The organism is Actinoalloteichus fjordicus (genome assembly GCF_001941625.1).
GTDB classification, from domain to species: Bacteria; Actinomycetota; Actinomycetes; order Mycobacteriales; family Pseudonocardiaceae; genus Actinoalloteichus_A; species Actinoalloteichus_A fjordicus.
On the sequence record NZ_CP016076.1, the window covers coordinates 710,040 to 737,014 of the forward strand.

The window sequence follows — 26,975 nt, forward strand, 5'->3', positions numbered from 1 at the left end:
AGGGGGAGATCAGCCTGCGCTCGACGGCTCTGACAGCTCGGCCAGCTCGTCGGCGGTGAGTTCGAGTTCGACCGCTCGCGCCGAGTCCTGGATGCTCGCCGGGCGGGAGGACCCCGGGATGGGGATCACGACCGGGGCGAGCGACAGCTCCCAGGCCAACGCGACCTGCTGCGGGCTCACGCCGTGGGCTTCGGCGACGCGCTGGAACGGCGCGTGCAGGGCGCCGACCTCACCCGCCTTGCGGATGCCGCCCAACGGCGACCACGGGAGGAAGGCGATGCCCAGGGAGGCGCAGTGCCGGAGTTCGTCGAGGCTGGAGCGGAAGGCAGGGGAGAACTGGTTCTGCACGGAGACGAGCCGCCCGCCGAGCACCTCGTTGGCCTCGTCGATCTGGGCGATGGTCGCGTTCGAGATGCCTGCCTGGGCGATCACGCCCTCGTCGAGCAGGTCACGCAGGGCGCCGATCGAGTCGGCGTAGGGCACCTCGGTGTCCGGGCGATGGAACTGGTAGAGACCGATCGCCTCGACGCCGAGCCGCAGGGCCGAGGCCTTGGCCGCGCGCTTGAGGTATTCGGGACGGCCGTCGTGGGTCCACGATCCGTCGCCGGGACGCAGATGACCGCCCTTCGTGGCCACCAGCACGTCGTCGGTGTTCCCGCCGTAGGACCGCAGGGCGCTGGCGATCAGCTCTTCGTTGTGGCCGACCTCGCCTGCGTGCAGGTGATAGGCGTCGGCCGTGTCGACGAGGGTGACGCCTGCGTCGAGGGCGGCGTGGACGGCCGAGACCGACCGGGTCTCCTCGGGCCTGTCCTCGATCGACATCGGCATCCCGCCGAGCCCGATCGCGCCGACGGTGCGGTTTCCCAGGGTGCGTTGCTGCACGAGTGAGCCTCTCCGCTCGAATGATCGTCTGCATTCGACGGTAGGTAGCCTGCTGACAGAAGTCCAACAACTAATTCTGATGAGATTGAGAACTGGGATCGATTAATGGACCTCCGTCAGATGGAGTACCTCATCGCGCTCGCCGACGAGCAGCAGTTCACGCGCGCTGCGGCGGTCTGCCGGGTCTCGCAGTCCGGACTCTCGGCGGGCATCCGCAACCTCGAGGCCGAACTCGGGACGCCGTTGTTCACCCGCACCACGCGTCGGGTCGCGCCGACCGACGCCGGTCTCGCTCTGCTGCCGTTCGCTCGGACGATGCTCGCCCAGGTCGCGGCCGGGCGTGACGCGGTCATCCGCGCGACTCACGCGCTCTCGGGCCGACTCCGGGTCGGAGCCGAGCAGTGCCTCGGCGTCGTCGACGTCCCGCCGCTGCTCGAACGGTTCCACCGTCGGTACCCGCTCGTCGACATCCACTTCACCCAGGCCGGGTCCCACGACCTCGTCACACAGATCCGTGCCGGTGAGCTCGACGTCGCCTTCGTCGCGACGACGGAGCATCTGGCGACGGTCAGCCCCGTCGAGTTGGGGAGGCGCGCGGTCGTGCTGCTGACCCCGCCCGAGCATCCGCTCGCGGTCCGCACCCACGTCGAGTGGGCGGAGTTGCGCGACCGCGAGTTCATCGACTTCCGGGAGTCGTGGGGCGTGCGATCGCTCAACGAGGCGGCCTGCTCGGCGCACGGTGTCGGCAGGCGAGTGCGGTGCACCGTCGACGACATCCACACCCTGCTCGACCTGATCCGTCGCGGGCTCGGCATCGCCCTCGTGCCGAGGCATGTCGCGGCGAAGCCCGAGGCCGTCGGACTGACGACGATCCGGCTGCCGCCCGCCTCGACTCCACAGTGGATCGTCTCCGCGATCACGGCGCAGCAGGCCGAGGCCTCGGCCGCTCAGCTGCTCGAGCTGGTCGATGGAGATCTGGCCGCGACGAACGAGACCGAGTCGACGAACACCGCCCCCGGTTCGTAGCCTCCTGGCGGGCATCGGCGGGGCATCCGACGACACGGTGCGCCTGCCCAGACCGGCGAAGGACGGCCGGGTGAACAACTGCTTGATCGAGCCTGGCGCCGCTAGGTTGGGGCACCCGTACCCGGGGCCGTCGCGCCGGTCCTCCGGGCCGTCAGCACCGTTCACGTCGAGCCATGGGCGAGAGCTACGTCGAGGCGTGTCCTGATCGTGGTGCCGGAGACGAGCGCCACCGGATGCGACGTTCGGCGGCTGCACCGCTGATCAGCGGCTCGCCGAGGTTCAGCCAGACGTCTGCATCCCGGGCCTGCTCGGCAGGGTGCGCGGCGAACGGCCGGGAGACCGCAACGGGTCTAGTCGTCGCGAGGCGCGACGTTCGGGACGGCGTCCCCGGCGTCCGAACCGGGCCCGGTCATCGCCGCGATGCGGCGGGCGAGCAGCGCGGCGGCCTCCCGCAGCTCCGGGGGGTCCAGTATCTCCGCCTCGAACCCGAGCCGGGCGACGTGCATGATCAACCAGTCCAGGTCGTCGCCGCCGACCACGAGCAGGCACCATCCCGCGCGATCGTCTTCGACCCGAGCCACCTGCGGCGGCACCAGTTCCCGCACCCGGTCGGGCTCGGCGTGCACCCGCACGCGGGCGACGTATCGGTACGGCGCCGCCGTCACGGACCGCTGCACGTAGGCGACGGGATCGGGATGCTCCCTCGGCCGAAAGCGCCAGGTCGTCCCGGCCACCTCGCTCATTCGATCCAGCCGGAAGGTGCGCCAGTCGTCGCGGTCGACGTCCCAGGCCATCAGGTACCAGCGACGGCCGGTGGCGACCATCCGCACCGGCTCCACCGTGCGTTCGCCCGCCGCGCCGTCGCGGCCCGCGTACCGGAACCGCACCCGCATGGCGTCGCGGCAGGCCCGTGCCAGCGTCACCAGCAGGTCGGCGTCGATCTCGACGCCGGGGCCGGTGAGGGTCTCGGTGGCGCCGTGTACCGCGCGGACCTCGGCGCGCAACCGGGGCGGCATCACCTGGTCGAGCTTCGCCAGCGCCCGCAGCGCCGCCTCGCCCGCGCCTGCGACCGTGCCGCCTGACGCCATGCGGAGGGAGACCGCCATCGCGATCGCCTCTTCGTCGTCGAAGAGCAGCGGCGGCAGGCGGGTGCCTGCGCCGAGCTGGTAGCCGCCGCCGACGCCCGAGATCGCGTGGACGGGGTAGCCGACCGCGCGCAGCCGCTCCACGTCGCGGCGCACCGAGCGATCGGTGACCGCCAGGTCGGCGGCCAGCTCGGCGGCGGTCCAGGACGTCCGCCGCTGGAGCAGCGCCAGCAGCCGTAGCACCCGTTCGGTGGTCGCCTCAACGGTCACATCGCGCATCGTTTCACGAATCACGGAACGATCCTGTCCGCTATCTGCGGGAAGGTGTCAGCATGACGGATCTGCCCTTCAACTTCCTGCTCCGAGACCAGACCGACTGGCACTGGACGAATCAGCTGCGTCATCGGCTCGCCGGACTCACCGACGACGAGTACTTCTGGGAGCCGGCAGCCGACTGCTGGAACGTGCGTCCGCGCGGCACCGGATCGGCTCCGCTACAGGTCGGGTCCGGTGCGATGACCATCGACTTCGCGATTCCGGAGCCGTCACCGCCGCCCTTCGCGACGATCGCCTGGCGGCTCGGGCACGTGATCGTCGGCGTGCTCGCGGTGCGCAACGCGGCGCACTTCGGCCGCGAGCCCACCGACTACCAGTCGTTCGAGTACGCCCCGACCGCAGCGGAGGCGTTGGCCCAGCTCGACGCGGAGTACGCCACCTGGCTCGCCGGCGTCGAGTCGCTCGGGGAGAGCGGCCTCGCGCGGCCCTGCGGCGAAGCGGAGGGAGCATTCCACGCAGATTCGCTGGCCCGCCTGGTCCTGCACATCAACCGTGAGCTGATCCACCATCTCGCCGAGGTGTGTCTGCTCCGTGACCTCTACCTGCACACCCGACAGGAGACGAACTGAGATGGCTCGCGAAGTCCAGATCACCTTCGACTGTGCCGACCCGGCCGCACTCGCGGCCTTCTGGGCCGAGGCCCTCGGCTACCGGCTGCAGGACCCGCCTGCGGGCTTCGAGTCGTGGGACCAGGCGCTGGATGCGTTCGGCGTGCCGCCCGAGAAACGCAATGACCGCTCGGCGGTGATCGACCCCGAGGGTTCCGGGCCTCGGCTGTTCTTCCAGCGGGTTCCGGAAGGAAAACAGGTCAAGAACCGCCTGCACCTTGATGTGCGAAGCGCGCCAGGACTTGAGGGCGAGGCACGGATGGCGGCGCTGGAGGTGGCGGCGGAACGGCTCGTCTCTCACGGCGCCGCCCGGCTGCGCAGGCAGGAGCCCGCACCCCCGCTGGAAGCGGGGTACATCGTGATGGCCGACCCGGAGGGCAACGAGTTCTGCCTCGACTGAGCTGCGCAGCGGGTCGGTCAGCACGGCACGCCGGTAGGCCATGGGGCGGGAGAGCTGCTGTGACCGCCATCTGCGGGTCTGCCTGCCCACAGATGGCGGCCGCGGCTCTATGCTCGTTCGTCGAGGATCAGGGCAGCGTTGCGATCGCGTCGATCTCGACGAGCGCGTCGGGGAGCGCGAAGCCCGCTACGCGGAGCACGGTGATGGCGGTGGGATGCTGCCCCCAGACTTCTTGAGAAGCGGCGAATCCGGCGTTGACGTCGGCATCGGCGTGGAGGTAGATCGTGAGCTTCGCGACGTGTTCCGGAGTGGCGCCTGCGGCGTCCAGGACGGCGAGGACGTTCCGCAGCGCCTGGGCGGTCTGCTCGAAGACTCCGCCGGTGATCGTTCCGTGGGCATCGGTACCGTTCTGCCCGCCTACGTAGACGGTGCGCCCGGCTTCGGTGATGATGCCCTGGGAGAAGGCCGGAGAGGTGTGGAGTCCGGCGGGGTTGAGGTGCGTGAGCGGCATCGGGTGTCTCTACCTTCTCACTGCGATCGGTGGTTTCGGACCTTGGTGCGGTTGCCGCAGCGGCGCATCGAGCACCAACGGCGAGTACCCGGCCGGGAGGCGTCGTAGAAGATCAGGGCACAGTCGTCGGCGCCGCAGCGGCGGATTCGCTTACTGCCCTCGCCGAAGACTGCGATGGCATCACGCGCGACACCGGACAGTGCCGCAGGAGGATCGGGGCGGGGCGCTGTCGTGGTGCCTCCGTCGAGATGTGGGACTGGCGCGGGCGTTCGGGAAGCGGTGTTGACGGCGTCGATGTCCTCGGGTACGGGCCGCTGTCCGTCAGCCAGGGCCGTGGCGATCCTGCTGATCGACGTCCGTAATCGCAGGGCAGCGGTGAGGTCGTCGTCAGTCGGGTCGGACGACAGCGGGCCGAAGCGCTCGTCGAGCCAGGTGTGCAGGTCTTTCGGGTGATGCAGAAGTTCCCAATCGGGGACCCCGTAGCCGTAGTCGCCCGTGTAGCCGAAGTCCAAGGCGAGTGACCCGGAGTCAAAGAACCACCGCGCTCCGTCGGGCGGGGTGAGCCATTGACCGGTACTCATGTAACCACTATAACTGGTTGCATGCCGACGGGGTTGACGAAGGACGCAGGATGGCAGCTCGGCGTGCGCCGTACCGTCCCGGTTCCGTCTGACGTGGTCTGGGATTACCTGACTCGCGAGGGCCTTGTCGTCTGGCTGGGCGAGACCGTCCTCGGGGCCACGGGCGAGTGGTACGAGACCGCCGACGGCACCCGAGGACAGCTGCGCAGCCGAAGCGAGGGAGTGCGGCTCAGGCTGACCTGGCAGCCGACGGGCTGGGCGCACGATTCGACGTTGCAGCTCACCCTCCAACGGGCGGTGTCCGGTACGACGATCGCCATCCATCAGGAACGCCTCCGCAGCGCTCAGGACCGTGCCAGCCTGCTGATCCACTGGCGGGCAGTCCTCGGCCGAATCGTCGAACAGCTAGCCGTGCGCTGACTCGCGAGGAACCCCGGCAGTCGCGGCCTCGAGCCCGACGGCCAGACCTGCGGCGCCTGAATCCGTCACGTCGTAGTCCTCGCTCATGTCCTTGACGGCACTGTCTCCGTTCGGCTGGCTCGGTGCGGACGCCGGATGTCCATCGTCTCAAGCTGCTCCGATGGCAGCCATGGCTGCGCGTTACTGCGATCGCTGCGCTCTGTGGGCCACGGCTCTCCAGATCGCCTGTCTGCCGTGCACTCAGGCCCGCCCGCCCTTGTCGGCGAGAAGGGCGGCTCCGCCGTAGAGCGCATTGACCGTGCCCGCCCACTTCGTCAGGCCCGCGTCGCTGAGCGGATCCGCGCCCAGGGTCTCGCCGATCCGGTTGCGCAAGAGGACCAGCGACAGATCGTGGGCGAGCAGGACGGCCGCCAGCTGCTCTCGATTGACGCCTGCCGCGATCGCGCCCGCCTCGTCGAGGCGCGCTACGACCTGTCTGCTGAAGTCGCTCAGGTCCGCATACGCCTCGCGGGCACGGGGCCCGTCGCCGGTCAACAGGCGCGACAGGTATCTCGTGACGGCCGAGCCGCCCAGAATCTCGACTATTGATCGAACCTGCACGGACTGTTCGAGCACCGTGGCGTGCAGGGCGTTGCGGACCAGTCCGATGACGTGCTCGTCGACGGCAGCGATCAAGCCGTCTCGGGAGCCGTAGTGCTTGATGATGAGCGGCTGTGACACACCGCTTCGCTCGGCGATGAGACGAAGCGGAACGGCGTCGGGGCCGTTCTCCCCGAACAGCTCGACGGCGACGTCGCGGATGATCGCCCTCGCGGTCCTGTCCTCTGGTGAATACATATTCACCATGGTAACTTCGCGTTCACTGCCGCGCGACGGTGGCGGCATGGAGAGGAGCGTGTGGTGCCTGCCGTGTCTGTGGAGCCGGGACGCGGGTCCCCGCTCGCCAGGATGAACGCGGTCCTGGTTGCGCCGGGAGCGTCCAGCGTTGAAGCGTGGCTGAGCTACGGTGCCGCACTCGTCGGCGCTGCCTTCGGGCTGGTCGCCGGCGCGGTATCGGAGTCGACTCCGCTGCAGCTCGTGTTACTCGTGCTCCTGGGCTTCGACCTGTTCGGCGGTGCCGTCGTCAATGCCACGGCTGCGGCGTCGAGACGGTTTCACGGTGCGCAGTCCTCCCGCGTTCGACGATGGGGATTCGTCGCGGCGCACCTCCACCTTCTCGGTGTGGCCCTGATGTTCCCGGACTATTCCTGGGCTGTGGCGGTGTTGCTGTATTCGGTGATCCTGCTGGCCGCTGCGCTGATCCTCCTCGTGAACGAGGCACTGCGACGGCCGGTGGCGTTCGCGGCCTGCTCGGTGATCCTCCCGCTCGTCGCGGTCGCGACGGCCACCGGCGTGCCCGCCGAACTGTCCTGGATCGCGCCGCTGCTGGTGATCAAGCTGCTTCTCGGTCACCTCGTGCCGTGGGTGCCGAGCAAGCGATCCGAGACGTCGAGCAGGCGGCGATGCTCGCCGGTGAAGGGGGACGCATGAAGGTCGTGGTGGCGGGCGGCACCGGAGTCCTCGGCCAGCGAATCTGCTCCGAGGTCAGGTCCGTGTCACCCGATGCCGAACTGCTCATCGGCACCCGCCGGGTGGGCGGTGCGGCAGGACTTGCGAGGGATCTCGGCCCACCCGCCCGCTCGGTTCCGCTCGACGTGCGCGACCCGGCGTCGATCCGGCGGGTGGCCGATGGGGCGGATGTGGTGATCGTCGCGGTCGCTCAGGACGCGCCGCTCGTCCAACAGGTCTGCCTTGACCTCGGTGTCCACAGTGTCGATGTGGGGGTCGGGGCCGATGTCGCGGAGCAGGTGCGAGCCATGGACCGCCAGGCAGTGGATGCCGGGCTCGCCGCTGTCGCCATGGCGGGGCTCTTCCCTGGGCTTTCCGGTCTCTTGGTACGGGAGGTGGTCGGCGGCCTCGACACGATCGAGAGCGTCGACGTCTTCTTTCGACAACACACCAACGCGCGGGTCGGCCGCGCGGGCACCACCGACATGTTGAGGATCGTCTCGACTCCGGTGCGTCGAGGGACGTCCGTCGTCCGAGGCTTCCTGCGTGGTTCGCACGCGGAGCCCGGGTCGCGGCTGATCGAACACCCGGAGCGCAGCATCATGACGTCGGCTCTCGGGCCTGCCCGTGTCGATTACTGGACCCGCTGGAACAGCCGGACATTCGACGCGGTCGTGGCGACGCTGGTCGCCGTGCGGGCCCTACCCCGCTTCGCTTCACAGATAGCACGTCTGACCAGGCATGATCCGGACATTCCCGAGAACGTGGAGCTGCGGGTCCTGGGGCGGGGCGCACTCGCGGGCCGACCGGCGGAGCAGGTGGTCACCCTCTCCGCCCTGTCCGACTACGGTGCCACGGCAGGGGTTGCCGTTGCGCTGAGCATGCTTGCCGTGCGCCGGAAGATCACCGGAGCGGGTGTCCCCTTCGCACTCACGACGCTGGACGAGGTGCTTGCGGCGATGCGGGACGGGCTCGTGACGGTGCGCGGAGGCTGAGGGCCTCGTCTCTCGACGAGGGCAGGACGAGACGGCCGCCCGGGGCTCTCCGCGCGCGTCGAGTCGGCCGGACGACGCAGGCTCTCCTTCCGCCCGGTGATCCTGCCGCAGGCGAGCGGTCACCCGACCGGGTGCGCCGTTTGCCGCGCAGCTGCCGTCGTCTGTGTCGGTCTAGCCTGGCCGACGGTCTCTCTCACCGAGCCGCCGCAGGCTGCTCCGGTGTGAGGGCGACGACTTCGAGGAAGAGGACTCCGCGTCGCATGAGTGCCACGAGGCTGACCAGGGACGAGCGGCGGCTACAGCTGCTCACGACGGCGTCGGAGATCATCCGCGTCGGGGGGCCAACGCCCTGACGCTCCGCAGGCTCGCCGAGCGGGCCGGTGTCTCCCGGCCGATCGCCTACGACCACTTCACGACGCGCGAGGGGCTGCTCATGGCCCTGTATCAGCAGTACGACGAGCAGATCGGGCCCGCGATCCGGGCGGCGTTGCCTGCTTGATCGGGCTCGGTGACCGACGTGGTCTCGGTGTTGAGCGCCGCCTACGTGGACGGAGTGCCCTCGGCGGGGCCGGAGTGCGCGGCAGTGAGCGCTGCGCTCGCGGCCAGCGCCGAGACTCGAGACTTCCAGCGGCGGTCGCAGGACTTCTACCTCGAGGGGTCCGCCGGACGCTCGCACCGTTCGTGTCGTTGTCCGGGCCGCGCGGGCATGCTGTGGTCACCGGGGTCCTCGGTGTCATCGAGGGGCTCGCTCGTGCCGCCGCCGACGGGCGATTCTCGCGGGCGGCGGCGGTCTCGGTGTCGACGACCATCGTGGTCGGGGCGCTGAAGCAGTACGGCGGACTTCGCGTCTCGTCGGCCGATGACGTGCAGGCCGAACGAGCGAGGAGGCGAATCGGGCCGCCGAGCGCTTCGCGACCCTGGGCGCTCGGTATCTCGACGGAGCGCTCATGGCTCGTCCCGAGCACGTCGGCGACCCGGCCACGGTCCTGGTCTACAGCGGCTCCGCCGAGGTGTTCGAAAGTCGGTCGGCGGTGCTCGCCGGATTCGGGAGCGCCTCCGATCTCGGGCCTGCGGCGGGCACCGCCTCGCTGTACGACGTGGCGATGCTCGGCTTCGCCTGGTCCACGCTGCTCGGGTTCCTGAACACCGCCGTCCTGCTCGGCAGCTCGGGCGTCCCGGCGACGACGGTGACGCCCCTGCTGACCCGCTGGCTCGCCACGACGGTCGTCGACGTCATCGAGGACTACGCCGGGCAGATCGACGCCCGCAGCTACCCCGGCGACGAGGAATGGCTCGAACTCGACTTCCCGCTGATGGGCCAGCTCGTCCAGGCGAGCCGGGAGCGGGGCCTCGACACCCGGCTGCCGAGGCTGATCGAGTCCCTGACCTCGGACGGCATCGCCGAGGGGCGCGGCAGGGAGAGTTTCGCCGCCCTGGTCGAGGTCCTTCGCAGGCCGTCGGCCGAGGCCTGAGGCCGCGCATCGCTGCGGGCGGGCCTGCGATCAGCTCGCGATCGCGACCGAGGCCGCGAGCGGCGCCCGCTCGGACAGGCAGCGCAGGATGCAGTCGGCGAGGTTCGCCCTGGAGATCCGGTAGCCCCGTGGGACGTTGCGATCGACCGCGCTGCGGTAGGGCTCGGAGCGCGGCCCGTTGGTCAGCATCGGCGGACGGATGATCGTCCAGTCCAGGTCCGGGGTGGCGCGCATGACCTCCTCCATGGCCGTCATGTCGGCGAAGGTATGGCGGAGGACTCGTTGCAGGATCGGCTTGGCGAGGACCCGGGTCAGCAGGTCGTCTCCTTCGGTGGCCAGTCCGCTGGCGCTGACCGCCACGAGTCGCCGCACGCCCTCGGCCCGCATTGCGGTGATGGCGGCGGTGATGCCGTCCGTGCAGACCGTGGTCGGCGCGCGGCCTGCCCGGCTGCCGAGCGTGGACACGACGGCGTCGCGCCCCGCGACTGCGGGCCGCAGCGCCGCCGTATCCATGGCGTCGGCCCGGACGACGGTCAGCCTCGGGTGGACGAGCGTGATCCCGGCCGGGTCTCGGACGACGGCGATGACGTCATGGCCCGCCGCACATGCCTGGCCGACGACCTCCAGTCCCGTGCCGCCGGTCGCGCCGAGGACCGTGATCTTCATGGGCGCGGTCTGTGGTTGGTGAGTGTTCACTCACCCAGTTTGGGTGAGTGAACACTCACCTGTCAAACCGTCGACGTTCACTCGGCGGTCGTCGAACCGCCGTGGCTGCTGCGACGCCGTGCGCCCCGGGCGGACCGGCCCACGTCGCGGCCTCCCGCCCGCAGGTGGTGTACCCGACGCAGGGAACCGCCACGGGCCGGGATGCTCAGGCCTCCCCGCGCGTCATGGCGATCAGTCGGTCGAGCACGCCGGGGTCCATCCGCAGACCGTCGTGCTCGTGCTCGTTGGTGACCCAGGTGCGCAGGCCCTTGACCTGCTCCGCCGTCTGCAAGGACAGCTCGCGGTCTACGTACATGTCGTCGTGGTAGACGGCGGCGGCCACCGGAACCGTGTTGTGGCTGAGCGTGTCGTGGTCGTAGAGGCTCGGCCAGTCCGTCCTGGCCGCCAGCGCCTCGGCCGCCGCCCGCAGCGGCACCAGCGCGGGGTCCTCCTCGAACATCCAGGGATAGATCATCTCCCCGGTGAAGCGCACCGAGGAGCCCTCGTCGAGATCGAACTCCGGGAACTCCCGCCGGAGGCGATGGGCCGACCAGAGCGATGCGCCGCCCTGGCAGTAGATCGACTCGTGCAACAGCGCGTAGAGCGGGTCCGTCGCGAAGGAGACACTGTCGTTCACGCCGTGCCGGAAGGTGTCGGAGAGGTCGCGGCCGCCGGGGGAGGCCACGAATGCCTCCTCCAGCAGGTAGTGCAACCGGTCGAAGGTGCTGGTCTTGCCGAACTCGATCCCGAGGGTCTGAAAGCGACGCGGGGTGAGGCGTTCCCCGGTCGGCAGCAGAACCTCGTGCTCGGCGAGGTGGTCGAACACCGACCTGACGATCGACTCGTCCTGCGGATACCGCGCGAAGTACTCCGTGTTCTTGCGCAGCACCCTCGGATACAGCGCGCGGTAGACCTCGTCGGGCCCGGCGTCCAGACCGACGAGGCCGCCCGTGACGAACGCGGCGGCCAGGCCCTCGGGAGCGATCGACAGATAGGTCAGGGTGCAGAAGCCGCCGAAGCTCTGGCCCAGCACGCTCCACGGCCGATCGCCGATCAGATGTCGGCGGAACGCCTCGGCGTCCCGCACGATCGAGTCCGCCCGAAAGTGGCGCAGGTAGTCGGCGACCTGATCCCCGGAGTCGAAACGGGCGAGCGTCTGCCGGTTGGCCGGGGTGCTGCGCCCGGTGCCCCGCTGATCGAGCAGCAGCACCCGGTACTCGCGCAGCGCCCGGCGGAGCCAGGTCGCCGCGGGCGCGGGCCGAGTGGCCTTGCCGCCGGGACCGCCTTGGAGGAACAGCAGCCACGGCAGGTCCGCATTCTCGTTGCCCGAGGCGACGACCTCGCGGCCGAACACCGAAATCTCCTCGCCCGTCGGATCATCGTGGTCCAGCGGAACCTCGATGCTGTGATCGACGCAGGCGATGCCGGGGCTTCGATAGCTGATCGTCATGGTTCTCCCGAGTCGTGATCGGTCACGGTGCCAGGCGGTCACGATGCGACGGCACGATGCGACGTGGGCGGCGAATCGATCTCCACGGACTCGCACGCTACGGCGTCCCGGCCGCCCCAGCGGTGCGGCAGCCTGCGGCGTCGGGAATCGCGGCCACCGGCACGTGCGGCCACCGGACCTCGGCGCGCGGGCGGCCTGCCGCCGACCCCGCCGTGCGTCGAACCACAGACCTCGGACGGCCGGCCGGTCCCGCTCGGTCCGAGGGGGACCGCGGCTGTCATCCGATCGGATGACAGCGTCCTCGCCGGTCGGGTGGTGAACGGGTCAGCGCATCGGACGACTGGGCGGTATCCACGCGGATTCCTAACGTGACGATCATGACCAATCACCGTGTCACCACCGGCGCCGAGCCTGCACGCGCCGACGACGCACGTGCCGACGACGCAGCCGTCCGGGCCGCGCCGGTCTCCTCCGCGCAGCGCGTCCTCGCCCCGGATCTCGCCCGAGGGCTGATGCTCGTGCTCATCGGCATCGCCAACGCGGCGGTCTTCCTGTACGACCGGCCCTACGGTCATCGGCAGCACATCATCGAGGAGAGCCTGCTCGATCGGATGGTCAGCACCCTGGTGGTCACCGCCGTCGATGCCAGGGCCTATCCGCTGTTCGCCCTGCTGTTCGGCTACGGCATCGTGCAGATGATTCAGCGCAACGCCGCCCGAGGCACCGCCGAGACCCGGTCCAGATCCATCCTCCGGCGGCGCAGTACCGCATTGATCGGCTTCGGCCTGATCCATGCCGTGCTGTTCTTCCCCGGTGACATCCTCGGCCTCTACGGCGTGCTCGGCTTCCTGCTGCTCGTGCTGATCAACAGGAGCGATCGTGCGCTGCTGCGCCTGGCCTCGGTGTGGCTGGTCATCTCGTGCGCGGTGCAGGGCCTGGTCTACTCGTATTCCAGCGGAGGCGAGGGCCGAAGCTACTTCTTGTCCTTCGAAGTCGATTCCTGGGCCGAAGTACTGCCAGTGCGATTCGTGGACTGGCTGCTGACTCCGTTCGGACTGCTGCCGGTGCTCGCCACCGCGTTGCTGGGCGTCGTGGCCGCCCGCAGGCGCGTCCTCGAAGAGCCCGGCAGGTATCGCGTGCTGCTTCGGCGGGTCGCCGCCGTCCTCGTGCCGTTCGGCCTGCTCGGCGGGCTGCCCAGCGGTCTGATAGTCGGACAGTTCATCCAGGTCGACTCGCCCCTGCTGGTGCTCGGCTTCTCCCTGCTGCACTCGCTCAGCGGGGTGGCGGCCGCCGTGGGATACCTGGCACTGATCGCGCTGGTGAGCCTGCGACTGTCGGCGACCCCCTCGGGGATGGCGGGTGCGCTCACCGCGCTCGGGCGGCGGTCGCTGAGCGGGTACCTGTTCTCCTCGATGGTCTTCATGATCGTGCTGGCGCCCACGACCTTCGGCCTCGGCGCGGTGTTCGGCTCGGCAGGCGCCCTCGCGTTGGCGGTGGCCACCTGGCTCGTGTCGCTGGTGCTCGCCTCGTGGCTCGACCGACGTCGGCGACCCGGCCCGGCGGACGCGCTGCTGCGGCGACTCTCCTACGGGGCTAAGTGAGAGACTCGCACCGTGGCGGAAGAGGACGACACGCCGGTCACGACGGCCGCATCGCAGTTCCAACGCCGATGGAACCGAGGCTGGGAACGCATGCTCTACGTGATCATCGCGGCGGTCACGGCGCTGGCGCTGCTCGACCCCGACCGGCTGCACGGCGAGCCGCTGATCCTGCTCGGACTGGTCCTCGGCTTGCTGGGCTGGCATCTGTGGTTCCTCAGCCTGCATCCGCAGTGGCCGGAACAGCGACTCGGGCCGATGGCCGTCTACTTCGCAGGCCTGCTGGGGCTCAGTGCTCTGCTGAGCACGATGCACCCGGCATTCCTGCTGTTGACGGCCGGGGCCTATCCGATGGCCTTCGTCGCGCTGCCGGGCCGGTGGGCGTACGTCGGCGTGCTGCTCACGGGAGCGACGCTGACCGGTCTCCTCGGCGGGCTGCCGCCCGAGGCCGCGACGATCGGGCAGACGGCAGGCACCTCCCTCGTCGCAGGCGGCATCGGCTGGGCGATCCGACGGCTGGAGTCCGAGGCCGAGCTGCGGCGGCAGGCGACGGAAGATCTGGCGGGCGCCCTGGTCGACCTGCGGACGGCGGCAGAGGAGCAGGACCGGTTGCGGACGCGGATGCTTGATCGCGAGCGGGAGTCGGCCGTGACAGCGGAACGGGCGCGGATGGCGGGCGAACTGCACGACACGCTGGCGCAGGGGCTGGCCGGGATCACCACCCAGCTGGAGATCGCGGAGGAGCTGTTGGGCGAGGAGCACCCGGCGCGACGCCGCATCGGTTCCGCGCTGGGCCTGGCCCGCTCCAGCCTCGTGGAGGCGAGGCGGTCGGTGAACGGGCTGCGGCCGGGGCCGCTGGCCCAGGCGCCGCTCGTCGAAGCGGTCCAGGCGGTGCTGGACGAGTGGCAGGTTCGCACCGGGGGCGCCGCGCGGTTGCGCATCACCGGGGAGCACGAGCCCGCGGACCCCGCCGTCGAGCGGGCGCTGTTGCGGGCGACGCAGGAGTCGCTGGCCAACATCGAGCGGCACGCGGCGGCCACCGAGGTCACCGTGACCCTGTCCTATCTCGGCGACCTCGTCGCGGTGGACGTCGTCGACGACGGCGTCGGCTTCGCGCTCGACGACCTCGGGTCGCCGTCCGAATCGGGCGGCCACGGCCTGCAGGCGATGCGTGATCGGGTGGAGGCGGTCCAGGGCAGCCTCGCCGTGGAGTCCAGACCGGGGGAGGGCACGATGATCAACGCGACGATCCCGCTGCGGCCTGGCAGCGCGACGAACGGGGCAGGCGCATGACGGGGCCGGTCATCCGCGTCCTGCTCGTCGACGATCATCCGATCGTCCGGGACGGGCTCGGCGGCCTGATCGACACCCAGCCGGATCTCGCGCTCGCGGGCGAGGCCTCTGACGCTCGGGCCGCACTCGCCGCCGTGACCGCGTCGCGCCCTGACCTGGTGATCACCGATCTGCGGATGCCCGGCGGCGACGGCATCGAGCTGATCGGCCTGCTGCACGACCACGACCCGACGCTGCCGATCATGGTGCTGAGCACCTTCGGCTCGGCAGCCGACGTCACGACGGCGATGGCGCGGGGCGCGACGAGCTACCTGCTCAAGGACTCGACGCGCCAGGAACTCTTCGCGGCCATCCGGGCGACCAGCCGAGGGGAGTCGGTGCTGGCGCCCCCGGTGGCCGCGCTGCTGGTGACCGCGTTCCGTCAGGGCAGGGACACCGAGTCCGCGCCGAGCCCTCGGGAGCGGGAGATCCTGGCCCTGGTGGCCGACGGCCGGGGCAATCAGCAGATCAGCCGTGCCCTGCGTATCTCGGAGGCCACGGTGAAGACCCATCTCACCCGGCTCTACGCCAAGCTCGGCGTCGCCGATCGCGCTGCGGCCGTCGCCGCCGCCTATCGGCGGGGCTGGCTGACCGACGTGGACGGCGCGGACTAGACGCCAGGCACCAGCCGGGTCGAACCCCGCACGGGTGGGCGGGCTCGCCGCCTGCCCCGCCCGCGTCAGCGCCAGGAGGGCAGCCAGAGTTCGGCGTTCCAGCGCCAGGGCGTGATCGAGTCGCCGTTGAGGATCGGCCACAGCCAGAGGAAGTTCGCCACCACCAGCCCCAGATACAGCCCGACGACCAGCAGCCCGGTGCCGCGTCGTTCGGCACCCGCTCTGGCGCGGCCGAGGATCTCGCCGAGGATCAGGGTCAGGCCCAGCACCAGGAACGGCGCCATCGGCGTGACGTAGAAGAAGTACATCTGGCGGTCGAGGTTCATGAACCAGGGGAGCCAGCCTGCCGCGTAGCCGACCAGGACGGCGGTGTACCGCCAGTCGAACCTGCCCAGCGCCCGCCACAGCGCCCACCCGAGGACCGGCAGCGCCAGCCAGTAGATGGCCGGAGTGCCGATGAGCATGACGGCCCCGACGCAGTCGGACTGGCCGCAGCCAGCCGCGCCCTCGCCCGACTCGTAGTAGTAGAGCATCGGACGCAGGCCCATCGGCCAGGTCCACGGCTTGGACTCCCAGGGATGCGGATCGGAGCTGTCGGTGATCAGCTCATTGTGGAAGTCCAGGACGCTGGCGCTGTAGAACCACAGTGCCCGCAGCGCGTCGGGGACGAACCAGAAGGCGGACTCGGTGCCGACGTCCTGCCCGACGGCGTGGCGGTCCAGGCCGGTCTCGCTGGTGAACCAGGCCCACCAGGTGGCCAGGTAGGCGCCGATCGGCAGCGCGATGAAGGTCCAGAGCGCGGCGGGGAGATCCCGCAGCGCGGTCGCCCGGAACGGCCCCCGGATGCCTGCCGCGCGCCGGGCGGAGTAGTCCCAGAGAACCGAGACGACGGCGAAGGCGACCAGGTAGTAGGCGCCGGACCACTTGACGCCGCAGGCGAGGCCGAGCAGCACCGCCGCCCCCACCCGCCACCAGCGGAAGCCCAGCCTCGGGCCGAAGCGACTGTCCTCGATGCGGCCCTCGCGGACCACCCGCATCAGCCGTTCCCGCATCTGGTCGCGGTCGACCAGCAGCGCGCCGAAGGCGGCGAGCACGAGCACGGCTTGGAAGATGTCGAGCATCCCCATCCTGGACTGCACGTGCATGACGCCGTCGCAGATCAGCAGGATGCCTGCGACGGCGCCCAGCAGGGTCGATCGGGTGAGTCTGCGGGCGATGCGCACGATCAGCAGCACCGAGATCGTTCCGGCGGCGGCGGCGGCGAAGCGCCAGCCCCAGCCGTTGTAGCCGAACATCCACTCGCCGATGGCGATGAACTGCTTGCCGAGCGGCGGATGAACGATCAACCGGTACCCGGGGTTGTCCTCGTAACCGCCGTTGCGCAGCATCTGCCAGGCATGGGGCACGTAGTGCTTCTCGTCGAAGACCGGCGTGCCGTGGTCCGTCGGGTGCCCCAGGTTCCAGAACCGGACGATCCCGCCGATCAAGGCGAGGGTGAGCGTGACGATCCAGCCGCGCAGCCGATCAGTCGGGAGCGGGCTCATCAACCGCCGAAGAGGGTCGGTGGATCGTCTCTCGTCCGGGCGCTCCTGCTCGTCCGGCCCCTCCTTCGGGGGACCCTCACCCCCGTCGTCGACACCGTCGGTCGCGGCCGGGCGGTCGATGTCGGTGTCCGGCATCAAGACGCTCACGGCGCTGATCGTAGGCTTGTCCGAATGGGTGAGACATCTGGATCGGGTCGGTTGATGCTCGCCGCCACCCCGCTGGGAAACCTGGACGACGCCTCTCCTCGGCTGCGAACGGCGCTGGCCGAGGCCGAGGTGATCGCCGCCGAGGACACGCGGCGACTGCGGCAGCTCGCCGCCTCGCTCGGCGTCACCGTCGGCGGCCGGGTCGTGAGCTGTTACGACGCGGTGGAGGCCTCCCGTGCGCCCGGGCTGATCGAGGCGATCCGGGAGGGCCAGACGGTGCTGCTGGTGACCGACGCCGGCATGCCGAGCGTGTCCGACCCGGGATTCCGACTGGTCGCGGCGTGTGTGGCGGCCGACCTGCCGGTCACCTGCCTGCCGGGGCCCTCGGCGGTGACCACCGCGCTTGCCGTCTCCGGCCTGCCGTCGGACCGGTTCGCCTTCGAGGGCTTCCCGCCCCGTAAACCGGGCGAACGGCGCCGCTGGTTCGCCGACCTGGTCACCGAGCGACGGACCGTCGTGTTCTTCGAGGCGCCGCACCGGCTGGCCGCGACCCTCGCCGCAGCGGCCGAGGTGCTCGGCGGCGGCAGGCAGGCCGCGGTGTGTCGGGAGCTGACCAAGACCTACGAGGAGGTCCGCCGGGGCGACCTCGCCGAGCTGAGCGCCTGGGCCGCCGACGGAGTGCGGGGTGAGATCACCGTCGTGCTGGCGGGCGCCGAGGCGGTCGAGACGGACCCGGCGGCCCTGGTCGCCGAGGTGGAGAGCCGGGTGGCCGAGGGCGAACGGCTCAAGGACGCCGTCTCGGTGGTCGCGGCGGCTGGCGGCGTCGGGCGCAAGGAGCTGTACGACACGGTGTTGCGGAGCCGGTCCACCGGACGGTGAGCCGGTGGCGTCGGGTGGGCCGTGCTGTTCCGGGGCGGCGTCCGGCGGACCCGGCGCGGGGTCGGTGCCGGGCGCCGGGCACCGTGCTCGGCGGTGGACACCGGCCTGCTCAGCGCCCCAGCAGGGCCAGCAGCGGCGCGGCCTTGGTCAGACACTCCGCCCACTCGGCGTCCGGGTCGGAGTCCGAGGTGATGCCGCCGCCGACGCCGAGCACCAGCTCCCCGCCGCGCGGTCCCAGCCGATGCTCGAAGGTCCGGATGGCGACGTTCAGTTCCAGGCCCGCCACCGGTGAGATCAGGCCGACCGCCCCGCAGTGCAGGCCGCGCGGCTCGGCCTCCAGCTCGTCGATGACCTCCAGCGCACGGATCTTCGGCGTGCCGGTCACTGAGCCGGGCGGAAAGGTCGCGGCGAGCAGCTCGGCGTGACTCAGCCCCGCTCGCAGTGCCGCGGTGACGGTGGAGACCAGATGCCACACCCCCGGATGCGGCTGGACCGCGAGCAGTTCCGGCACCCGCACGCCGCCCGCGCTGGCGACCCGACCGAGGTCGTTGCGGACCAAATCGACGATCATCACGTTCTCGGCGACGTCCTTCGTCGAGGCCCGCAGCCGCGCCGCGTTCACCTCGTCGGCGGGGCCGCGCCGGGGCAGCGTGCCCTTGATCGGGGCCGATCGTGCCTGGTCGCCGCGCCTGGCGAGGAACAGCTCGGGGGAGAAGGAGATCGCCGAGCCTGCGTCGCCGTCGGTCAGGAAGGCCGCTCTGGCGGGATGCAGGGTCGAGGTGCCCTGGACGAACAGGTCGATCGGGTCGCCGTGGAAGTCGAGCGAGAAGCGGCTGCAGATGTTGGCCTGGAAGATCTCGCCTGCTGCGATCGCCTCGATGCAGGCGGCCACGGCCTTGCGATGTCGGGCCGCGTCCGGCGTCCGCAGCTCGCCGACCCTGCGGTGTGACGGCGGCGGATCGTCGGCGTGCAGTAACGCTTCGAACTCCTGGGCCGCCGCCTGCGCCGCCGTTTCGGTGATCCCGTGTGGTGCGTCGCCGATCAGCGCCTCGGACCACCAGCCGCCGTCGTCGTGCCGGAGGACTTCAGCCGTCCAGCCCCAGGCGGCCTGCGGGCTCAGACCGGGCCGAACGGGGTGATCGATCCGGCCGATGAGGCCGCCGCCGATCACTCCGTCGTCGGCCCCGTGCCGATCGATGTCTGCGGGCATCGCGGGCAGCAGCGCCGCCGGGTCTGCCGTCGACAGCGGGACGGGCCGCACCGAGGGCACCAGGACGGCCGCCGAGCCGAACCAGTCGCCGATCAGGGCGGCGGGGTCGGGCAGCCCTCGCGCCCTGGCCCGCGCGGCCAGCCTGCGCAGCATCCGTTCGGGTGACACATCGACTGCACCCAGCCGGGTGCGGTGCGTCCGCATGGGCCGATCCAACCCGACGCGGAGTGGATCTCCCGCACAACCCGGTCGACGGAGGCGGGCCCGGCTCGTGGACGAGCGTCGTCGTGCCTGCGGCGGCCCGGCTGAAGTTCGTGCTGCGGCGGAACACTCGGGTGCCGAACCACCGGGCGAGGAACAGCAGGCCGACCCCCGCCAGCTCCCGGTGCTCAGAGATGCATCCCTCGCCGTTCCCACTCCGCGAGAGGCGCGGCGCTCAGTACATGGCTGGTCGGGTCGACGCCGGGAGATCGACGGACGACGCTCGCAGGCCGTGCAGCTCCTGACGAACCTGGTAACCGTTGGTGCGGCCGAACGACCGGACCAGGCCGAGCATCAACAACCGGGTGGCAGACACGGCGTCATCATGCCGGGCACCGCAGGTCGCCTTCGGCCCGGCGCGCAACCCGATGGCGGTGCGATCGAGGCTGTTCGTAGTCTTTGACGCATGAGTGCCCCCGTGTTGACCGCGGTGGCGTGGCCGTATGCCAACGGCCCCCGCCACATCGGTCACGTCTCCGGTATCGGTGTCCCCTCCGACGTCTTCTCGCGCTACCAGCGAATGGCGGGCAACCGGGTGCTGATGGTCTCGGGGACCGACGAGCACGGCACGCCGATCCTGGTGCAGGCCGACAAGGAGGGCCTCACCCCGCAGCAGACCGCCGACAAGTACCACCGAGTCATCAGCGAAGACCTGCGTGACCTCGGCGTCACCTACGACATGTACACGCGGACGACGACCCGCAACCATTGTCACGTGGTGCAGGAGTTCTTCCTGGCGTTGTACCGCAACGGCTACATCCTGCCCAGGACGACCACCGGCGCGATCAGCCCGTCGACCGGCCGCACACTGCCGGACCGCTACGTCGAGGGCACCTGCCCGATCTGCGGCTACGACGGCGCCCGAGGCGACCAGTGCGACAACTGCGGCAACCAGCTCGACGCGGCCGACCTGATCCGGCCGGTCTCGCGGATCAACGGCGAGACGCCGAAGTTCGTCGAGACCGAGCACCTCTTCCTCGACCTGCCCGCATTCGGTCACACCTTGGGCGACTGGCTGGCCACCAAGACCGACTGGCGCCCCAACGTCCTGAACTTCACCCGCAACCTGGTGGACGACATGCGTCCTCGGCCGATCAGCCGCGACCTGGACTGGGGCGTGCCGATCCCGCTCGACGGCTGGCGCGACCAGCCGCTCAAGCGGTTCTACGTCTGGTTCGACGCAGTGATCGGCTACTTCTCCTCCAGCGTCGAGTGGGCCCGCCGGTCCGGCGACGAGAACGCCTGGAAGCAGTGGTGGCAGGACCCGGCCGCGCAGATCGTGCACTTCATGGGCAAGGACAACATCACCTTCCACGCCCAGATCTGGCCCGCGCTGCTGCTCGGCCAGAACGGGGCAGGTGACAAGGGCGGCGAGCCGGGCACCTACGGCACGCTGAACCTGCCGACCGAGATCGCCTCCAGTGAGTTCCTCACCATGAGCGGCTCGAAGTTCTCCAGCTCGCGCGGCACCGTCATCTATCTGCGGGACTTCGTCCGGCAGTTCGGTCCCGACGCGCTGCGGTACTTCATCGCGGCGGCGGGACCGGAGACCCAGGACGTCGACTTCACCTGGGAGGAGTTCGTCCGGCGCACCAACTTCGAGCTGGCCAACGAGTGGGGCAACCTGGTCAACCGGGCCGTGTCCATGGCGGCGAAGAACGTGGGCGCCGTTCCGGAGCCCCGCGCCGTGCAGCAGGCGGACGAGGAGCTGAAGGCGCAGGCCCGCGCGGCCTTCGACGTGGTTGGCGGGCACCTGAGTCGCTCGCGGTTCCGCGCCGGCGCCGCCGAGGCGATGCGGGTGGTCGGCGCGGCCAACAAGTACATCTCCGACCAGGAGCCGTGGAAGCGCAAGGACGACCCGGAGCGGCGGGACACGATCCTGCACACCGCGCTTCAGGTCGTTCAGGACGCCAACACGCTGCTGACGCCGTTCCTGCCGCACTCCGCGCAGAAGGTGCACGAGCTGCTCGGCGGGACGGGCGTCTGGGCCTCGCAGCCGGAACTGCGCGAGGTCACCGACCTCGACGACCCGACGCGCGAGTACCCGATCCTCACCGGCGACTACACGCAGGATCAGGCCGCGTGGAAGTCGGTGCCGATCGAGGTCGGCCGTCCGCTGGCGAAGCCGACGCCGTTGTTCGCCAAGCTCGATCCGGAACTGGGCGAGACGGGGCCGGAATGGGCGCCGATCCAGAAATGAGCCGCTCGACGAACTCGCCGCGTCGTCCCGGAGCACCCCGGTGAGCAGCAAGCGCGACAACACGCCGCCGTCGGTGCCGGAACCCCTTCCGGTGCCGACGGTGGACGCGCACACCCACCTGGACGCCTGCGGGGCGCGAACGCAGGCCGACGTCGTCGCGATGGTCGACCGCGCCGAGGCCGTCGGCATCGGCCGGGTGATCACCGTCGCCGACGACGTCGAGTCGGCCCGCTGGGTCGTCGAGGCGTCCGGTTGGGATGAGCGGGTGTTCGCGGCGGTCGCCCTGCACCCCACCAGGACGGCGGACTTCACCGAGGGGCAGCGCCAGGAGTTGGCGGCGCTGGCGAAGGCGCCGCGCGTGGTGGCGGTCGGCGAGACCGGCCTGGACTACTACTGGGACTATTCGCCGCCCGCCGCGCAGCACGAGGCCTTCCGCTGGCACATCGCGCTGGCCAAGGACGTCGGCAAGGCCCTGATGATCCACGACCGCGACGCCCACGAGGACATCCTGCGGATTCTGGCGGAGGAAGGCGCCCCGGAGACGGTCGTCTTTCATTGTTTCTCCGGCGACGCCGACTTCGCCCGCCGCTGCGCCGAGGCCGGATACCTGCTTTCCTTCGCGGGCACCGTCACCTTTCGCAATGCTGCCTACCTGCGGGAAGCCGCCGCAGCCGTACCGGTGGAACAGTTGTTGGTGGAGACGGATGCGCCATTCCTCACTCCGCATCCGTTCCGGGGGCGGCCGAATGAGCCGTATTGCGCGGCGTACACGGTGCGTGAGCTTGCCAGGGTTCGAGGGCTCGACGAGGCGGAGCTGGCTGCCGTGCTCACGGCGAACGCCGAACGCGCATTTCGTCTGCAATCTGTGAACTCGACATCACCGGTGGTCACCGACGGGTGATCGGTGCTGTGATCGGCAACACAGCACCGGTCGGGGTCTTGGCGTGGACCGGGAATTCCCGTTACGGTGCCGTGATCGTGAATAGCCGGGATGGGGAATTCTGGTGAACCCTCGGCAGTGCGGGTGAAGTCGGGGACGCGCACGCTGCGGTGAACATCCCTGTGCCGACTGATTCGAGCGCACGGACTTCGACGGCGCGAATCGGTCCGGCACACGGCGAAAGACTCCCCTGCCCGGACCGACGACGGCTGGACTACAGGTGAAGAAACGCACGTTGTTGCGTGCCATGGTGATCGCCGTGCTGGCCATCCTGATCAGCGGCTCCGGCACCGCCATCGCGATGGACAAATCGGTCGCGATCACCGTGGACGGCGAACGACAGTCCATCCGCACCTTCGCCACGACCGTGGCCGGTGCACTGGCCAGCGCGGGATTCGAGACGGGTGCCCACGACGCGGTGGCCCCCTCGGCCGACTCCGCCGTCGCCGACGGCAGCGCCATCGTCCTCAAGCGCGGCAGGCTGCTCACCCTCCAGATCGACCGCGAGACCGAGGAGGCCTGGACGCAGGCACTCACCCTCGGTGAGGCGCTGGAGGAACTGGATCTACGGGTCGACGACGACGAGATGTCCCTCCCGAAGGACACGCCCATCCCCTTGGAGGGCCTGTCGGTCGAGTTGAACATCTCGAAGCTGGTGCAGATCGTCGACGGTGCCGAGGAGATGGTGCAGCTGGCGACCAACGAACACACCGTCGGCGAGCTGTTGGAGGCCGAGGGACTGGGCCTCGAGGACGAGGACTCGGTGACCCCCTCGCTGGACACCGAGCTGGAGAACGGTCTGCTCATCGAGATCACCAGGACTCGAAGCGAAGAGCACACCGAAGAACGCGAGATCCCCTTCGAGACCGAGGAGGAGGAGGACCCGGAGCTTCCGGAAGGCGAGACCGAGGTCGATCAGGAGGGCGTTCCCGGCGTCGAGCTGGTCACCTACCGCGTGGTCACCGTGAACGGCGAGGAGACCGAACGCGAGGAGATCTCGGCAGAGACGATCACCGAGCCCGAACCCGAACTCGTTCGCATCGGCACGATGGAGCCCGAGGTTCCCGATCTCGGCGACACCGAGGTCTGGGAGCGGCTGGCCCAGTGCGAGTCGACCGGCAACTGGCAGATCGTCAGCGCCAACGGCCTGTACTACGGCGGACTGCAGTTCGGCCTGCCCACCTGGAACGCCTACGGCGGCGGCGAGTACGCCACCTATCCCAACGAGGCGACCAAGGAGCAGCAGATCGCGGTGGCGATCCGGCTCCGCGACGCCAACGGCGGTCGCTACAACTCATGGCCGCACTGCGCGAGTCAGCTGGGGCTGCCGCAGTGACGTCATCCGATCGGCTCGCCGAGGTGGCCGCTGCTCGGTCTGGCGAGGTGATGTCTGCTCGGGCCGCCGAGGTGTCCTCGACTTGGCCGACCGAGGCGACAGCACGGATGCCGTAGCCTCCGCGCGTGAGCGAATCGCAGAAATCGGCCGGATCGAGCGCCCTGCTCGGTCCGGCCGATGTTCGTCGGCTGGCCGATGAACGGGACGTCCGCCTGAGGAAGAAGCTCGGACAGAACTTCGTGCACGACCCCATGGCGTCGAAGGCGGTATGGCCGCTTCGATAGGCGGCCGTACTGGTGTTCCCCTCCCGGTCGAGTCGTCCAGCTCTGCCGGAACGGTGCGATCGCTGCCCCAGCCGTACTCGCACGACGCGAACCGCGGATCACGGTGTGCCTGGTCCAGTGCGGCCGTGCGGGATCGCCGAAGAACTTCGCCGCGTGGTGACGCTATGTCAGGTGCCGAGGTGTCCGAGTGCGGGGCCGTCCGGGCTGTCGAGCCACACGCGTTGCTCGTCGGCGGTGACGGTGAGGCCGAGGCGGTCCCAAGCGGGTCGATCGTGGGCGTTCCAGATCTGAGTGGTGCGCTCGACTGCGTCCCACAGCCGGGTGGGTCCCGCCTGCGTGACCGCGTGTGGGTGGGCGTCGGTGGTATCGATCTCGGCCCATGATCCGTCGCGGGCGGACAAGCGGGCGGCGACCGGGCGGTAGTCGTCGTCGAGGAGGTAGCCGACGTCGATGGGTGTACCGAGGGCCAGGCACGTCAGAAACCAGGGGACGGGCTGTTCCCAGGCGACGGCGGAGAGGTTGGTCATGCTCCGCACAGGTGTGCCGCCTGCGCGATCGGCGGCCGGCGGTGGGTCCGGCTGGTCGGGGTGGCGCATGTCCATGAAGCACGCTCGGCCGGCGTCGAACCTGCCTTCGGAGATATCGCCCCTTTTGCGCAGCAGCACGAGGTTTCCTGCAGCGGGGTTGACCTTGATGTCGGTGAGGATCGCGCCGCCGTCGGCGAGCTGGTGGAACCACGCGGGCGGGATGTGCGACACGGCAACGGTGGAGATGATCCGGTCGAACGGCCCACGGTCGGGGATGCCGTCGATGCCGTCTCCGGTCCACAAGTGGGGCAGGTAGCCCAGCGACGCGAGTCGGCGCTGCGCGGCATCCACGTAGTCGACGTCGATGCTGGACACGTACTGGTCGCCGAGGCGGGCGCACAGGAGCGCGGTGTTGTAGCCGGTGCCGGTGCCGATCTCCAGCACGTTGAGCCCGTCGTGCACATCGAGGAGTTCGAGCATCCGGGTCATCAGGCCGGGCATCGACGAGGATGACACGCCGCGGCCGTCGTCGACATCGGTGACCAGCGCGACGTTTGAGTAGACCATGTCGAATGCCTCGGGGTGGTCGACAACGATCTTGTTCCAGTCGCCAGTCTTGCTGTCCTGTTGGAAGTACTCCGGCACGAACACGTGGCGCGGGGTCGCCCGGAAGGCGGTCTGCCACCGCGGCGAGGACAGCTTGCCTTTCGTGGTGAGCTCGTCGGCCAGCCGGGAGAGCAGCAGTTCCCAGTCGACGCTCATGTCGTCCCCTTCGCGAGCAGGTCGGCGAGTTGGTCGGTGATCGGCGCGCCCACGACGTCTTCCAGCCATCCGTACTGTCCTCCGGCGTTTACCTCCAGGAAAGACCACCCTTCGGGGCCGATCACGAAGTCGAGCGCGCCGTAGACCACGCCCAGGTCGTTCATCAGCCTGCGGACTCCGGTGGCCACGTCCCCGGGCGGCTCGATCAACTCGTAGCGCAGGTTGTCGTAGTCGGTTCGCCAGTCGACGTAGCCGGTGGCGCTGTCGGTGTGGATCGCGACGGCGGTCAGTTTGTCGCCCACGACGACTATGCGCGCCTCGTGCGATTTCGACACCCACCGTTGGAACAGGTGCGTGGTCGTCTCGATGCCGCTCAGGTCGGCCAGGTCAGCGGCGTCCAGCACGCGCGTGTAGGCGAGTTTGCGCCCGCCGCTCTCCACAATTGAGTTCGAGCCGAGCACCTTCGTGACCGTCGTGCCGCGCCCGGCAAACTGGCGGACCGACATGGGATCGTTGGTGATCATCGTGTCTGCGACCCGCAGACCGCAACGTTGGGCGAGCGCGAGCTGCACGGGCTTGTAGGCGGCGTCGGCCAGCCGCGCCGGGTGGTTGATCCACAACACCGGCAGCGAGGTCAACACCCCACCGAGTCCGTACTTGGCTTCGAGATTGGCGAATCCACGTTCGGCTGCAGTCATCGCGTTCGGGAACGTGTACGCCTTCGGGGATCGGAACCACGCGGCGGTGATGCCGTCGAGGTCGATCGTGCGGTACGGGGTGCGCAGCTGCCCCGACCACTTGCCGCCGGTCAGCTCAGCCGACACGCTGAGCTGACCGGGGAACCACGCGGTATCGACGCGATGCACGACGGTGTCCCGCTCCTGAAAGGCACACACCATCGCATCCGCGCTCGGATCGCGTTCGTCCGCGAGGATCAGAACGGACATCAGACCGGGAATGGCTCGTCGGGCACGAAGTCGTAGCTGAAGTCCTCCGAGGGGCCTTCGTCGCCATCAAGGTTCGTCTTGTTCTTCACCGTGGGTGGACCGGCCTCGATCAACGGACGCCCCGAGGCATCCACCGACATCTGCGAGCGGTGGTCGTAGCGAACCGTCCGCGCGCCCCCTGCCGTGGTCGGCGGCTGAGGTTCCATTCCACGCAGCGCCCACGGGCGCACTCCGGCGTGCGATGGTTCGTCGTCGCTGGTCCGGTCGAACGGCGCGCCCAGCGGGAACTGTGCGCTGTGCGAGGCCACCGGGTCAGCGGCGAACCGGTCACGAACTGCTGTCGACATCTGATTCCCTTCACGTCACGTAATCACG

General features: G+C 69.9%; 28 protein-coding genes and 1 pseudogene. 16 read left to right on the plus strand and 13 right to left on the minus strand.

Going from position 1 to position 26,975, the window contains the following annotated elements; all coding sequences use genetic code 11:
• Nucleotides 1-9: 9 nt before the first annotated feature.
• The gene (locus UA74_RS03325; protein WP_075738802.1) at nucleotides 10-882 is read right to left on the minus strand and encodes an aldo/keto reductase; all 873 of its coding nucleotides are present in this window, start codon (nucleotides 880-882) and stop codon (nucleotides 10-12) included.
• A 105-nt stretch (nucleotides 883-987) separates the two neighbouring features.
• On the opposite strand from UA74_RS03325, the gene UA74_RS03330 reads away from it, so the two are divergent.
• Nucleotides 988-1,908: a LysR family transcriptional regulator gene (locus tag UA74_RS03330; protein WP_075738804.1), complete on the plus strand. Its 921-nt coding sequence runs from the start codon at nucleotides 988-990 to the stop codon at nucleotides 1,906-1,908.
• Between the two features lie 350 nt (nucleotides 1,909-2,258).
• Here UA74_RS03330 and UA74_RS03335 read toward each other — a convergent pair whose 3' ends face one another.
• Nucleotides 2,259-3,263, minus strand: a complete 1,005-nt coding sequence (locus UA74_RS03335; RefSeq protein WP_198042909.1) for a helix-turn-helix transcriptional regulator — start codon at nucleotides 3,261-3,263, stop codon at nucleotides 2,259-2,261.
• Between the two features lie 62 nt (nucleotides 3,264-3,325).
• Between UA74_RS03335 and UA74_RS03340 the strand changes: the two genes are divergently transcribed.
• Nucleotides 3,326-3,898 carry a DinB family protein gene (locus UA74_RS03340; RefSeq protein ID WP_075738808.1) on the plus strand — a complete coding sequence of 191 codons (573 nt, stop codon included), beginning with the start codon at nucleotides 3,326-3,328 and terminating at the stop codon, nucleotides 3,896-3,898.
• Between the two features lies 1 nt (nucleotide 3,899).
• On the plus strand, nucleotides 3,900-4,337 hold the full coding sequence (locus UA74_RS03345) for a VOC family protein (RefSeq protein ID WP_075738810.1): 438 nt from the start codon (nucleotides 3,900-3,902) through the stop codon (nucleotides 4,335-4,337).
• A 127-nt stretch (nucleotides 4,338-4,464) separates the two neighbouring features.
• On the opposite strand, the gene UA74_RS03350 is transcribed toward UA74_RS03345, so the two are convergent.
• Both UA74_RS03350 and UA74_RS03355 read right to left on the minus strand, forming a co-directional pair.
• Nucleotides 4,465-4,848 carry a RidA family protein gene (locus UA74_RS03350; RefSeq protein ID WP_075738812.1) on the minus strand — a complete coding sequence of 128 codons (384 nt, stop codon included), beginning with the start codon at nucleotides 4,846-4,848 and terminating at the stop codon, nucleotides 4,465-4,467.
• 17 nt (nucleotides 4,849-4,865) lie between these two features.
• Nucleotides 4,866-5,429 (minus strand): CGNR zinc finger domain-containing protein, encoded by a 564-nt coding sequence (locus UA74_RS03355; RefSeq protein WP_075738814.1) that lies wholly within the window; start codon nucleotides 5,427-5,429, stop codon nucleotides 4,866-4,868.
• Nucleotides 5,430-5,450: 21 nt separating this feature from the next.
• On the opposite strand from UA74_RS03355, the gene UA74_RS03360 reads away from it, so the two are divergent.
• The gene (locus UA74_RS03360; protein ID WP_075738816.1) at nucleotides 5,451-5,849 is read left to right on the plus strand and encodes an SRPBCC family protein; all 399 of its coding nucleotides are present in this window, start codon (nucleotides 5,451-5,453) and stop codon (nucleotides 5,847-5,849) included.
• 240 nt (nucleotides 5,850-6,089) lie between these two features.
• Here the strand turns inward: UA74_RS03360 and UA74_RS03365 are convergent, their stop codons facing one another.
• Nucleotides 6,090-6,686, minus strand: coding sequence for a TetR/AcrR family transcriptional regulator (locus tag UA74_RS03365; protein WP_198042910.1), 597 nt, complete (start codon nucleotides 6,684-6,686; stop codon nucleotides 6,090-6,092).
• 63 nt (nucleotides 6,687-6,749) lie between these two features.
• Between UA74_RS03365 and UA74_RS03370 the strand changes: the two genes are divergently transcribed.
• The 4 genes from UA74_RS03370 to UA74_RS03385 all read left to right on the plus strand — a co-directional run bounded on the left by UA74_RS03370 (nucleotide 6,750) and on the right by UA74_RS03385 (nucleotide 9,864).
• Nucleotides 6,750-7,379 carry a hypothetical protein gene (locus UA74_RS03370; RefSeq protein ID WP_198042911.1) on the plus strand — a complete coding sequence of 210 codons (630 nt, stop codon included), beginning with the start codon at nucleotides 6,750-6,752 and terminating at the stop codon, nucleotides 7,377-7,379.
• A complete protein-coding gene (locus UA74_RS03375; RefSeq protein ID WP_157433970.1) occupies nucleotides 7,310-8,392 on the plus strand; it encodes a saccharopine dehydrogenase NADP-binding domain-containing protein in 1,083 nt (360 codons plus the stop codon). Before UA74_RS03370 ends, UA74_RS03375 begins: the two co-directional genes overlap by 70 nt.
• Nucleotides 8,393-8,741: 349 nt before the next feature.
• Nucleotides 8,742-8,891 (plus strand): TetR/AcrR family transcriptional regulator, encoded by a 150-nt coding sequence (locus tag UA74_RS34230; protein WP_404799983.1) that lies wholly within the window; start codon nucleotides 8,742-8,744, stop codon nucleotides 8,889-8,891.
• A gap of 448 nt (nucleotides 8,892-9,339) precedes the next feature.
• Nucleotides 9,340-9,864: an imine reductase family protein gene (locus UA74_RS03385; RefSeq protein WP_075738824.1), complete on the plus strand. Its 525-nt coding sequence runs from the start codon at nucleotides 9,340-9,342 to the stop codon at nucleotides 9,862-9,864.
• A gap of 30 nt (nucleotides 9,865-9,894) precedes the next feature.
• Here the strand turns inward: UA74_RS03385 and UA74_RS03390 are convergent, their stop codons facing one another.
• Both UA74_RS03390 and UA74_RS03395 read right to left on the minus strand, forming a co-directional pair.
• Nucleotides 9,895-10,560 carry an NAD(P)-dependent oxidoreductase gene (locus UA74_RS03390; protein ID WP_318533284.1) on the minus strand — a complete coding sequence of 222 codons (666 nt, stop codon included), beginning with the start codon at nucleotides 10,558-10,560 and terminating at the stop codon, nucleotides 9,895-9,897.
• A gap of 175 nt (nucleotides 10,561-10,735) precedes the next feature.
• The gene (locus UA74_RS03395; RefSeq protein ID WP_075738828.1) at nucleotides 10,736-12,019 is read right to left on the minus strand and encodes an alpha/beta fold hydrolase; all 1,284 of its coding nucleotides are present in this window, start codon (nucleotides 12,017-12,019) and stop codon (nucleotides 10,736-10,738) included.
• A 377-nt stretch (nucleotides 12,020-12,396) separates the two neighbouring features.
• On the opposite strand from UA74_RS03395, the gene UA74_RS03400 reads away from it, so the two are divergent.
• Genes UA74_RS03400 through UA74_RS03410 form a run of 3 tightly spaced genes read left to right on the plus strand, consistent with a single transcriptional unit; the run spans nucleotide 12,397 to nucleotide 15,563 of the window.
• Nucleotides 12,397-13,620 carry a DUF418 domain-containing protein gene (locus UA74_RS03400; protein WP_075743357.1) on the plus strand — a complete coding sequence of 408 codons (1,224 nt, stop codon included), beginning with the start codon at nucleotides 12,397-12,399 and terminating at the stop codon, nucleotides 13,618-13,620.
• 12 nt (nucleotides 13,621-13,632) lie between these two features.
• The gene (locus UA74_RS03405) at nucleotides 13,633-14,910 is read left to right on the plus strand and encodes a sensor histidine kinase (RefSeq protein WP_075738830.1); all 1,278 of its coding nucleotides are present in this window, start codon (nucleotides 13,633-13,635) and stop codon (nucleotides 14,908-14,910) included.
• The gene (locus UA74_RS03410) at nucleotides 14,907-15,563 is read left to right on the plus strand and encodes a response regulator (RefSeq protein WP_075738832.1); all 657 of its coding nucleotides are present in this window, start codon (nucleotides 14,907-14,909) and stop codon (nucleotides 15,561-15,563) included. Before UA74_RS03405 ends, UA74_RS03410 begins: the two co-directional genes overlap by 4 nt.
• 65 nt (nucleotides 15,564-15,628) lie before the next feature.
• Here the strand turns inward: UA74_RS03410 and UA74_RS03415 are convergent, their stop codons facing one another.
• Nucleotides 15,629-17,242, minus strand: a complete 1,614-nt coding sequence (locus tag UA74_RS03415) for a dolichyl-phosphate-mannose--protein mannosyltransferase (RefSeq protein ID WP_075743358.1) — start codon at nucleotides 17,240-17,242, stop codon at nucleotides 15,629-15,631.
• 36 nt (nucleotides 17,243-17,278) lie between these two features.
• Here UA74_RS03415 and rsmI point away from each other — a divergent pair, with 36 nt between their 5' ends.
• Nucleotides 17,279-18,133, plus strand: a complete 855-nt coding sequence (gene rsmI / locus UA74_RS03420) for a 16S rRNA (cytidine(1402)-2'-O)-methyltransferase (protein WP_075738834.1) — start codon at nucleotides 17,279-17,281, stop codon at nucleotides 18,131-18,133.
• A gap of 109 nt (nucleotides 18,134-18,242) precedes the next feature.
• Here rsmI and UA74_RS03425 read toward each other — a convergent pair whose 3' ends face one another.
• Together UA74_RS03425 and UA74_RS03430 are read right to left on the minus strand one after the other, a co-directional pair.
• A complete protein-coding gene (locus tag UA74_RS03425) occupies nucleotides 18,243-19,547 on the minus strand; it encodes an aminodeoxychorismate synthase component I (RefSeq protein ID WP_075743359.1) in 1,305 nt (434 codons plus the stop codon).
• Nucleotides 19,548-19,779: 232 nt separating this feature from the next.
• Nucleotides 19,780-19,920: a hypothetical protein gene (locus UA74_RS03430; protein WP_157433971.1), complete on the minus strand. Its 141-nt coding sequence runs from the start codon at nucleotides 19,918-19,920 to the stop codon at nucleotides 19,780-19,782.
• 90 nt (nucleotides 19,921-20,010) lie between these two features.
• Between UA74_RS03430 and metG the strand changes: the two genes are divergently transcribed.
• The 4 genes and pseudogenes from metG to UA74_RS31455 form a co-directional block, all read left to right on the plus strand.
• Nucleotides 20,011-21,804 carry a methionine--tRNA ligase gene (gene metG, locus UA74_RS03435; protein ID WP_075763783.1) on the plus strand — a complete coding sequence of 598 codons (1,794 nt, stop codon included), beginning with the start codon at nucleotides 20,011-20,013 and terminating at the stop codon, nucleotides 21,802-21,804.
• A gap of 40 nt (nucleotides 21,805-21,844) precedes the next feature.
• Nucleotides 21,845-22,705 carry a TatD family hydrolase gene (locus UA74_RS03440; protein WP_075738838.1) on the plus strand — a complete coding sequence of 287 codons (861 nt, stop codon included), beginning with the start codon at nucleotides 21,845-21,847 and terminating at the stop codon, nucleotides 22,703-22,705.
• A gap of 259 nt (nucleotides 22,706-22,964) precedes the next feature.
• On the plus strand, nucleotides 22,965-24,080 hold the full coding sequence (locus tag UA74_RS03445; protein ID WP_075738840.1) for a resuscitation-promoting factor: 1,116 nt from the start codon (nucleotides 22,965-22,967) through the stop codon (nucleotides 24,078-24,080).
• A 161-nt stretch (nucleotides 24,081-24,241) separates the two neighbouring features.
• Nucleotides 24,242-24,331, plus strand: a pseudogene (locus tag UA74_RS31455) (16S rRNA (adenine(1518)-N(6)/adenine(1519)-N(6))-dimethyltransferase RsmA); the annotation flags it as partial.
• Between the two features lie 200 nt (nucleotides 24,332-24,531).
• Here UA74_RS31455 and UA74_RS03450 read toward each other — a convergent pair.
• The 3 genes from UA74_RS03450 to tgmA are packed head-to-tail and all read right to left on the minus strand — an operon-like array spanning nucleotide 24,532 to nucleotide 26,947.
• A complete protein-coding gene (locus tag UA74_RS03450; protein ID WP_083682888.1) occupies nucleotides 24,532-25,722 on the minus strand; it encodes a methyltransferase domain-containing protein in 1,191 nt (396 codons plus the stop codon).
• Nucleotides 25,650-26,600 carry an ATP-grasp ribosomal peptide maturase gene (gene tgmB, locus UA74_RS03455; protein ID WP_075763787.1) on the minus strand — a complete coding sequence of 317 codons (951 nt, stop codon included), beginning with the start codon at nucleotides 26,598-26,600 and terminating at the stop codon, nucleotides 25,650-25,652. The genes UA74_RS03450 and tgmB overlap by 73 nt, the downstream gene beginning before the upstream one ends.
• Entirely contained in the window at nucleotides 26,600-26,947 is a 348-nt protein-coding gene (gene tgmA, locus UA74_RS03460) for a putative ATP-grasp-modified RiPP (protein ID WP_075763789.1), read from the minus strand. Before tgmA ends, tgmB begins: the two co-directional genes overlap by 1 nt.
• Nucleotides 26,948-26,975: the final 28 nt, after the last annotated feature.